General features: G+C 33.3%; 5 protein-coding genes. 1 reads left to right on the top strand and 4 read right to left on the bottom strand.

Annotation, left to right across the window (positions count from 1 at the left end; translation table 11 throughout):
* Positions 1-147: 147 nt before the first annotated feature.
* The 4 genes from P856_RS03105 to P856_RS03090 form a co-directional block, all read right to left on the bottom strand.
* A complete protein-coding gene (locus P856_RS03105) occupies positions 148-1,071 on the bottom strand; it encodes a glycosyltransferase family 2 protein (RefSeq protein WP_025300714.1) in 924 nt (307 codons plus the stop codon).
* 1,681 nt (positions 1,072-2,752) lie between these two features.
* Positions 2,753-5,152 carry a phenylalanine--tRNA ligase subunit beta gene (gene pheT, locus P856_RS03100; RefSeq protein WP_025300713.1) on the bottom strand — a complete coding sequence of 800 codons (2,400 nt, stop codon included), beginning with the start codon at positions 5,150-5,152 and terminating at the stop codon, positions 2,753-2,755.
* Between the two features lie 3 nt (positions 5,153-5,155).
* Positions 5,156-6,226, bottom strand: a complete 1,071-nt coding sequence (gene pheS, locus P856_RS03095) for a phenylalanine--tRNA ligase subunit alpha (RefSeq protein WP_025300712.1) — start codon at positions 6,224-6,226, stop codon at positions 5,156-5,158.
* Between the two features lie 784 nt (positions 6,227-7,010).
* Entirely contained in the window at positions 7,011-7,745 is a 735-nt protein-coding gene (locus tag P856_RS03090) for a nucleotide exchange factor GrpE (RefSeq protein ID WP_025300711.1), read from the bottom strand.
* Between the two features lie 1,235 nt (positions 7,746-8,980).
* Between P856_RS03090 and rdgB the strand changes: the two genes are divergently transcribed.
* The gene (gene rdgB / locus P856_RS03085) at positions 8,981-9,610 is read left to right on the top strand and encodes an RdgB/HAM1 family non-canonical purine NTP pyrophosphatase (protein WP_025300710.1); all 630 of its coding nucleotides are present in this window, start codon (positions 8,981-8,983) and stop codon (positions 9,608-9,610) included.
* The last annotated feature ends 791 nt before the right edge of the window (positions 9,611-10,401 follow it).

The following is a 10,401-nucleotide window of genomic DNA, read 5'->3' as shown; positions in this document are numbered from 1 at the left end:
AAATAATACTAATTTATTTGCTTACTAAACTAACAATAAATTGAGCGATTACCTATAACATTGTAAATTACATAAAATGTTTTGCTTTTTCTTTAGCAAACTTTATAAATTATTTAAAATTAGCAAAAAATTTACAGTAAAATATATCTAACGAATACCACTAAGTAATCTTTTATTAATCCAGTATAAAATGATTGGAAATATTCGTGCAGCTAAGCGAATAAATATTGTTACATTAATAATTAGCAAGATGGGATAAGCATGTTTAGTACGGAAGTGCTTACGAAAATATTTTATAGCACTTATTGATTTATACCATTCTATGATAAACGGTGAAACTCGACTAGTACTTTTTATGTGAGTAACAAAAGTGTCGGGAACGTAAAGAATATCCCTGCCGGATTTAGCTATTCGCATACATAGGTCTATGTCCTCCACGTGCAGGAAATAGTCTTCGTCCATGCCACCTAACTTATTATAAGTATTGGTCGGTATCATCATGAAAGCTCCAGAAATACACTGAACAGTACTAACTCTGCTAAATCTTTGAGTTTTTTTTATATTAAATTGTTTTAAATTTATATAATTAAAAGTTAACCATTGTAATTTAAATAAATCTACCAAGCATGACCATGGCGTCATTAAATTACGATGACATTCATCTTGTTCACTACCATCGGGGTTTTTAACTAATACTGTTGCCATTGCCGCAGAAGAATTTTCCTCAAATACCGAGAAGACACGCACGACTACATTAGGATGCAGGATGCAGTCAGGATTTAGCAAAAGTACATAGGCGGTATTAGCATGAACAACGCCCATATTGCACCCACGTGCAAAGCCAACATTACCTTGCCCACGAATGACCATTAGAGTTTGATTCTGTGCAGCGAGTAGATCTATAGCGCATTGTGTATCTGAAGAGTTTCCGTTATCTACTAGGACAACAGAAGATACCCCATTTTGCTGAATAGCTGACTGCACACTGTGTAAAAGTATTTCACCTGTGTGGTAAGAGACAATTACTACTGTACAGCTACGAGCTAGCTTGGATCCTAAGTAGCAACTCATCTAATAAAAGTTGTCAGCTGTCTTAAACAGTAAGATTAGAGAATGAAATAAAAAAACAATAATAGTATAGTAATAATCGTATAGTGGTAAATTATTCTTGTTAAGCTTGTTAAGACAATATTATAATTTAGCGCTTTTAGAATGTTTCAAAAATCCACGCCATTATAAATTAAGTTATTTTTATAAATAATAAAGCGAAAGATTTAAAATATTTTTATTCATTACTTTATCAATTTATTTTCCTTAAATTGTTGAACCCATCATCATTTATTATGATTATAAATAATAACTTTAAAAGTTATCAACGATTGATCATCCTACCAAAGATGCAATACCAATACCAATACCAATACCAATTAGTTGCGAATTTTTACTAAATGCCTAGATCAGAAATAATAAATGTTAAACAGACATATCATAAAAATTACTACAAGATACTAGCATTTTAGTAAATTAACCCGTGTCTACTAGTATAGACTGGATAATTCAATTAGTCAACATTGGGGTCTTTCTAGAAAGATTCCAACATAATGCAATACTTTAGTCATTTACATCTAAATGCAAGCTATTTTAGTAACGATTGAATCTTATTTAGATTAATATTTTTGCAATTAATATTTCTTAGAATTTTAATTATATTATGCTGCCTTTATATCTACTAAGAGTAATATAAAGTAGAAAACATATAATTTGATTATCAAAATACGCAAATAGTATGTGCTCGATGAGCAAATTACACTTCTTTTATATATCTACTTAGTTATTTTAATTGTATTTAAACGTTGCTTTTGATACTAGCAACAGCAATTCTTAAATATCATTTCCTTATAACCTATAATCATATTATTATCATATATATTTAATAGTTTTTAAAAGAAATGAATAAAACATATTAAGTAAAATTGATTATTATATAGTCTATCTTATTACCTTAAAATAAGTCAAGCGTTATATTTAATAATTGCTCAGCTGGGCTATGATTTGCTGTTATAAATCTATGATCACTGTATCGAAAATCGCATATAGTAAAATTCGATGTTAATTTAGTAGTTTAGAATAAGTTTTTTGCTTATGTGATTAACTAAATAGTTATGTATGAAGATTCTTCTGATCATGAATAAATATTCGCACCCATGTATGTGTTAAAAGTATTTTAGTTGAATGATAAAGTTTGACTGCGTTTAAGGTTAAGTTTTATCTATTATTTTTTATATAGCACTTTTTGCAAAAACAAACGATAGCATCAATCTTTTTGACTAGAATGGTTTAATCGGAGGATCTAAAAAATAAAATTTCTAGAGAAATAATATGAAAATGCGTTGAGCATGATGGTTTATATTATTATTAGTAGTCACTTACTAACTCTTTTTGCTTAATATTAATCTAAAATTACGTATTAACCTTTGCTTTAATGTATCGTAATATGTTTCTCGTAATGTTTTTACTTACGATTACATAGTAAGTTTCTTGTTTACGCGAAAGATGATGATTTTGTCAAACGTATTCCTTGACTGAGGGATAAATTTATTGATTTATTTTATTTTTTAATAAAAATAAAGCTTACTCTTAGTAAAGTATTTTTACTGGCTACGTGATATAATCCATACATTTTAATAGAATTTTTAGATACGTTTTGATACAATAATGACGATTTTCTAGTATTTTATTAGTATCTAAAGTACTAATTTCTTAGTATGCCTTTGGTATTTTTTTTCACATTAGCGATGATCTTAGCGGAAGTTGTTTTAATCTGGTCATTGTTCATAGTTCCATAAAGCGACTGCATAGTTACCTCCACTGCGATAGATTTTGTTCCTTTAGGAATACTAGGTCCCCTATATTGGTCAAATACGTGAACGCTATTGATTATAGTCTTGTCGGCATTTACCACTGCTTGGGTTACCCTGTCTGCTGGTAAATCGTCTGCCACTATAAAAGCGAAATCACGAACTATTGACTGAAATATATTATCTTCTAATAACGGACGTTGCGGTTTTTTTTGCTCTGGTATGGGAAGATTATCTAACAATACTTCAAAAGCTACTGCTGGAGCATTAAGATCAAAATACTTGAGAATATACGGATGTAGGTCGCCAAAATAGGCTATAATTTTGGATCCGAGACAAAAACATCCTGAACGAGCTGGATGATACCAGTTTGGCGTTTTTTGTGATAAATGTAATTTAATCACCGATACTTCAATCATCTCTAATAAAGCAATTACATCAGCTTTGACGTCAAAAAGATCTACTGCCCGATCAAAATTGCGCCAATCACGTCTGCCTGTACGACCGACCCGTAAACCAACAGCTACTTGGGATTGGTCTTCCGGCTGATCACCGGTATATTGTGGGCCAACTTCAAACATTGCGATATCAGGATAACCCACATTAATGTTGCGTGTAGCGGCGGTAATTAAGTTTGGTAAAATTGATGGTCGCATTGCTGCTAGATCAATGCTAATTGGATTAACTATCTGTAAAGCTTGTGTTCCCCCACCAAAAAGTTCTGCATGTCTCAAAGGCAAAAAAGAGAAAGTAACTGCCTCCATCATGCCCCGACTTGTTAAATATCGCTTAATGATACGGCGAAAATTTTGCTCAACGGTTAAAGTTGGCTGGCTAATTAAGCTGGTATGTTCCATAGAAGCCGAGGGTATTTTATCATAACCAAAAACCCTAACGATATCTTCTACTAATTCAGCTTCTCCTATCACGTCGTTTCTCCAAGGTGGAGGAATAACACTTATGCTATCGCTTGAGCTATTGACTTTGAAGCCTAGAGCTGACAGAATGCTCTCTGTTTTATCACTAGGTAGATCGACGCCAGAAATAGCTGCAATTCGAGAATATTTCATGGTTAGCTTGCGTTGGCATAATTTTTCTTTGACATTTACAACTGTTTCGCTAGCCTCGCCGCCACAAATTTTTAGTATCATACGAGCAACAATTTCTACTCCCCACCGTGGACTAGTATAGTCAAGTCCACGCTCAAACCGATAGCGGGAACCTGATAAGATGCCAAGTCTACGTCCGGTGTTAGCAATAGAAATTTGATCAAAGATTGCAGCTTCTAAGAACATGCAAGTTGTATCCTCGTTAACACTAGTTCGCTTGCCGCCCATTATTCCAGCTATACTTTCGATTCCTTTAGCATCACTGATTACTAACATATCAGTCTCTAATGTATATTCTGTTCCATTTATACCCAGATATCTTTCTCCGTTTTTTGCTAAACGAATACTTGGATTGCCATGTAACTTAGCAGCATCATAAATATGTAGAGGCTGCCCAAGATCAAGCATAAGGTAGTTTGTGATATCGATTAAAGCAGAAACGGGAGATACACCGACTGCGCGCAAGCGCTTTTGCATCCAAAATGGAGCAGGGCCATTTTTAACATTACGAAAACAACGGCTGATAACTGTTGGGCAAACGTATGCCTGCTTAGCTGGTAAATCGATCTCAAAGCGCAATGGGCTCACAAAAGTTCCATTCACTGGTGAAGTATCGATAGACTTCAAAGTACCAATTCCAGAAGCAGCTAAATCGCGAGCGATGCCACGCACACTAAGACAATCTCCTCGATTTGGAGTGACGCTAATTTCAATAATTGGGTCGTCTAAGCCAGCATAGGTAGCATAATCTATGCCTATTGGTGCATCCTTTGGCAGATCAATGATATTGTTATGATTATTGCCGATTCCTAATTGTCCTTCAGACATCAAAATGCCACTATTATTTGCATCGTAATTCTTATATTGTTCTAATATAAGTTCATATTCTGGTGCATAACTTCCTGGTGGAGCAAAAATACTCTTCATTCCGCTGTGTGTATTTGTAGCATGAGACATTACTTGTATAATGTTTTCGCCAATATCAACTTTACATATACTTAGCTGATCAACAGTTGGATGCGGCATTGCTTCCACAATTTGAACTACAAAAAAGTTAGAAAAAACTTTTGATGGAGCTTGCACTTTTTCAACCTCAAAACCTAGCATGGTAAGCTTATCAGTGATTGCTTTGAGAGATGAATTACTCTCTAAATGATCATTAAGCCAAGATAGAGTAAATTTCATGGCTTAAACTCCTCCGGCAATAGTTGGTTGAGCAAATGAGAGGAAGCCATAATGATGCATCCAGCGTAAGTTATTCTCATAAAAAGGACGCAAGTCAGGAATACCATATTTTAACATGCTAATCCGTTCTAAACCAATGCCAAACGCGAATCCTTGGTACTTGCTTGGATTAAGCCCAGAATTGCGAAGAACATTTGGATGCACCATACCGGAACCAAGAATTTCTAACCAATCACCGTAATGACCAATCTTTAGTTCATGACCGATTCGTAAACAGCCAATATCTAATTCAGCTGATGGCTCAGTAAAAGGGAAGTAACTAGGACGAAACCGTATTGGTAAATCTTTAATACCAAAGAATGCTTGACAAAAATCAATCAAGCAGCCCTTCAAGTGCCCCATATGGCTTACTTTGTCGATAACCAGACCTTCTACTTGATGAAACATCGGCGAATGGGTAGCGTCGTGGTCAGAACGAAAAGTGCGTCCAGGTACAATTATGCGAATCGGAGGAGATTGTTTCTCCATGGTGCGAATTTGTACTGCACTGGTGTGCGTACGTAAAACTTTGCGTTCACCATTTTTATCAGGCTTTAAGTACAAAGTATCTTGATCTTGACGAGCTGGATGATTAGGTGTAAAGTTCAGTGCTTCAAAATTATAGTAATCGCTTTCTATATCTGGGCCCTCTACGACTACGAATCCCATCGCTGCGAAAATAGTTATTATTTCGTCAGTAGTTTGGGTAATGGGATGGATTCGGCCTTTCATTTCCGGAGGAACCGGCAATGAAATATCTACTCTATTAGCGAGAATGCAATCATCCATAATTACTGAAGATAGTGCAGTCTTACGGGCAAGCAATGTGTTTTTTACTAAGCATTTAAGTTGGTTTAGTGCTTTGCCAGTTTTTTTGCGCGCTTGCGGATTCATAGCAGCTAAATTTTTCATTTCTGCAGTAATCCGCCCTCTTTTCCCTAGAGCAAAAATTCGAATTTTTTCTAATGAATCAAGGTCTTCGGCGCAAGCGATCCTATTTAGTAATTCAGTCTCTAAAGTTTTGATGTTAAACATAATTTTGCGATTAAAAATTTATTATCTATCTTAGATAACCAATAGAGTTTTTTGAGTTATACTATAATATTCCATATAAATAAATATGTAGTATATTTGATATATTATTTCAGTTTAAGCAAGATAATAACGAAGATTCTGCCACTAATCTTTCTGAAACATTGATCTTTGTAAGGTTGCCAAATTGAAATGCGTTACTTTATTTAGGATTATGATAATTACAGGATTATATAAAAGCGACTTTTGTCATGAGTACTATATTAGTAAACTAAATGTATTAGGTAGATACTAATCTTAATCCATTAAAACCAATTATATAACCCAAATGTAGCTATAGTTTAAAAAACAAATTTAGTATTAAATACTTTAAGCAAAACATCAAGAATATCTATTTTAAGTAAGGATTGATCGCTTGTTTGACAAAAATATGATTAAAAGTTGATTAATCGATTATCGTAAATTTCAACATAGAGAACATTATTTAGCGGCATAAATTATCCATCATCGTTTTAATCAGACAACAAATTCCTTTTTGCACAAAAAGAGATATTGCACTGGTTGTTATAAAATTATCAGTATACGACGGTTGATTGTGCTGGTATCTAACAAATATTTTGCAGTTATAATAAATTTTATAATTTATTACTTTATAATTGCAGCAACGAAAATATATACTTACGCTTATAATATGCTTCTAAAGTAACTTGACAAATATCCAAATATCATACAGCCTAAAAAATCTTAGAGATCTATGAATTGTGATTTAAAAATAAATTGGAAGTAGTCACTTGCTTGCTACCGTGTCTGATTCACTTGCCTGTTTTCCTTGGTCACTTGTTTTAGAGACTCCTACTAGTGCAGCACGTAATAGTCGATCGTGTAGAACGTAACCAGGCGCTAGTACTTGTACTATAGTGCCCAGCGGCTTGCTCACGTCTTCAACTTCAAACATTGCTTGATGTATGTTGTAATCAAACTTTTCGCCAAGCGGATTAATTTGTTTTATATTATGCTTATCGAAAACAGACAGTATTTCTTTTTCAGTCATTTCTACTCCAATGATGACGTTCTTTATTGAATCCTCAAGCAATTCGCGATCAGTAGGCATAGCATCTATCGCTCGACGCAAGTTGTCAACTGCGTTAAGTAAATCTTTGGCAAGATCAGCAGATGCTAATCTACGCCATTGCTCTTTTTCACGTTCAGTACGTCTTCGTAAGTTTTCTGCTTCTGCCAAGGCTCTTAATGCTTGATCTTTAAATTTCGCTAGCTGCTGCTCAAGATTGGCGATTCGTATGGCTTGAGGATCTTCTTCTATGTTATTAGAAGCAACTGTATCTTCCTGTTCATTAGATTCAATTATATCTTCTTCAGATTCAATTATATCTTCCTCTTTTACGTTAAATTCTTCGTTAATTAATTTATCGACGATTTTATCTTGTAAATAATCCGCGGGTGTCCGCTCCTCATCGGATGATTTTTGTGCAGACATCTTCTTATTTTTTGTGTTTTTTACCATGATCACTACTCAATATTTATTCAGCTATAACAATCCTTAGTCCAAAATATATCCTTAAGTCCAAAATATATATTATAAGGAACACGTTATTTGCGATTTTTCAGGTTATAACACTCTTTAAATGACTCTTTTGTTAGAACCATTTTTAAAGTAATCGCTCGCGCAGAGCTAATTGATAATTAGTTTCAAATTTAACCCTAATGAAAATATTAATTTAGTTCGCGTTAATCAATAATTCACACAACTATTATAAACAAGTAGAAATAAATTTGCAAGGAAAGAATCTTAAAGCAGATAAATTAAATTAATATTTAATTGCACCAATGAGCGAAAAGCAACGATTTTCAAGATTGGCAATTATCTAGTTCTTTTGATATGATATCAATGAATTCTTGATTTTCAATCAATCTGATATGATCATTTTTACTTAGCTATATTTAGTTGTTTTCCGTTAGCAGAATAAATTGTATGTAAATAATACAAATTCTAGTTTATTAAGCCAATAACTTAATTCTATTTTTCAGACGAAATGAACTAAATTTAGCATAATTTTAAAGTCTTTTGCCAAACCCAATTAACTTGTACGGTTTTATATTAAGATATTACATATTAAGATATATACTTCATAACTAATTAGTATACTTTTAACTAATCAGCAACAAGTTTAAATAATGGTAGAATATTAGCATTTTTTATTTAGATATAAATGTCAGAATTTTTGCTATTTTTATACAGCACCTGATATTTTATCTTAAGTTTTAGCTTGATGATAGAAATAAAAATTAGTCTAATAATTTGGTAATACAAATTAATTTGTAGCTCATCATCTTAAATATGGAATGGTTTTTCTAATATCATGCTAGAATTGATCCTAATGCATGACGTCTATTCACTATAAAATTAATTTCCGATAAATCTTAACAAGGAGTAATTTATTAGAGAAATAATAATTATTGCTTGCAATAACTATTATAAAATGGTTTTAAGAAAACATCAATAAACACTTCATACGCACAAAGTAATTTAATCTTTATAACTAGTTATGCTTATATTAAGTTATGCTTATATTAAGTTTTATGCTTATATTAAGTTGTTTTACAAAAAAGTTATTTTGACTAGAATCTGGTGATTAATAGTCTTGCTTTATCTTTAACTTCTTAAATTATGATCAGATTGATGCTATCATATCAAAGATATTGCAATCCAATGTGGTGTTATCGGGGAGATTGTCTTAAATGTTGCTGCGTAAACTGGATAGTAAAATATTAGTGCTTGCTACTTATAATCCAGGAAAAATTGCAGAGCTTACTGCTTTGCTAAAACCTTACCATCTGAGTGTGCTTTCAGCAGTAGATCTTGAACTACCTAGCCCTGAAGAAACTGGAAGCACTTTTGTAGCTAATGCTAAATTAAAAGCATTGACAGCGGCAAAAGCTTCAGGGGTACCTGCTATCGCCGATGACTCTGGATTTAGCGTTGCTGCTCTTGAAGCTGCTCCGGGTATATATTCAGCTCGTTGGGCTGGCCCACAAAAAGATTTTGGTTTGGCTATGGAATTGGTCCACTATAAAATGATACTTAGTAAATCCGATGATACTCAAGCCTGGTTCACTTGCGCACTCGCCTTAGCTTGGCCAGATGGTTATTGTGAAAGTGCTGAAGGTTATGTTTATGGTCGTGTCGTATGGCCACCGCGAGGTGATAATGGTTTTGGTTATGATTCGATGTTTGTGCCAGATGGCAAAAATATGGAAACTTTTGGCGAATCTAGTGCGGATAAAAAACATTTAATGAGTCACAGAACTGACGCTTTTGCGCAGCTTGTTGATCGACGCCTTGATAGTAGATCTTTTGATGAAAGATGATGTTATTTTCTTTATTATCTTTTTAGGCGAGAATTAAATTCTCGCAAGATATAAAAACACTGAATATTCAAATTCTAGGCAGCTATTTGCCAACGAGTATTTGATAAGATCAAGTACGCTGTTTCTATTTGGTTTTCTCTTGAATCTAGAGAAAATTGCTAAAAGATTGAGCAATATAGCAAAAATATTATACTTCTAGCAAGATTTTAAGATTACAGTTTAGTTTTAAACTATTTTTCAGGCCAGCAAGTTACAGTGTCTGATATTAGTTAACAAATAATGGTTTCGCGTTAAGCGAGCGGGAAAATTGAGTTTAATGCTCGATAATACTTTAAGTAGTTTAGACTTTGCTTGCCTGCTGATTTTTATGTATTTAATTTATGCTTATTTTTGACTTAAAAATTTACGCGATTAAAGAAAGAATATTAACCTAGCAGGCCTATTGCCTTTGATCTGCTATACACAATAAAATTAATTTTTAGTTGACTGATAGTGTAGCAATCATGCTGGTTGCACGCCTAGTTAGTTATTTTCCGATAAGCCAAGCCGCTGCTGTGCTTAGTTTGGGAGTTTTATTAATTGCAGGAACTTATTAACCAAATAGGCGGCTGCAGGAAATTCTGCTATTTTGCTTACAGTATATGTTGTTGGCTCTTGTTCTAAATTATCTCCTTTAGCGATAAAGTCTTATATTTAGATAATGCTGGATAACTAGGTGAGATATATTTTCAATTTTAACAAATCTTTCAGTAAACCTGATTCCTATCGATTTTACTGTCGTGTCAAATAAT

It is taken from the genome of Candidatus Endolissoclinum faulkneri L5 (assembly GCF_000510265.1).
Lineage (GTDB): Bacteria > Pseudomonadota > Alphaproteobacteria > Thalassobaculales > Thalassobaculaceae > Thalassobaculum > Thalassobaculum faulkneri_A.
Note: the sequence above shows the minus strand (reverse complement) of the source record. Positions and strands in the feature narration are given on the sequence as shown.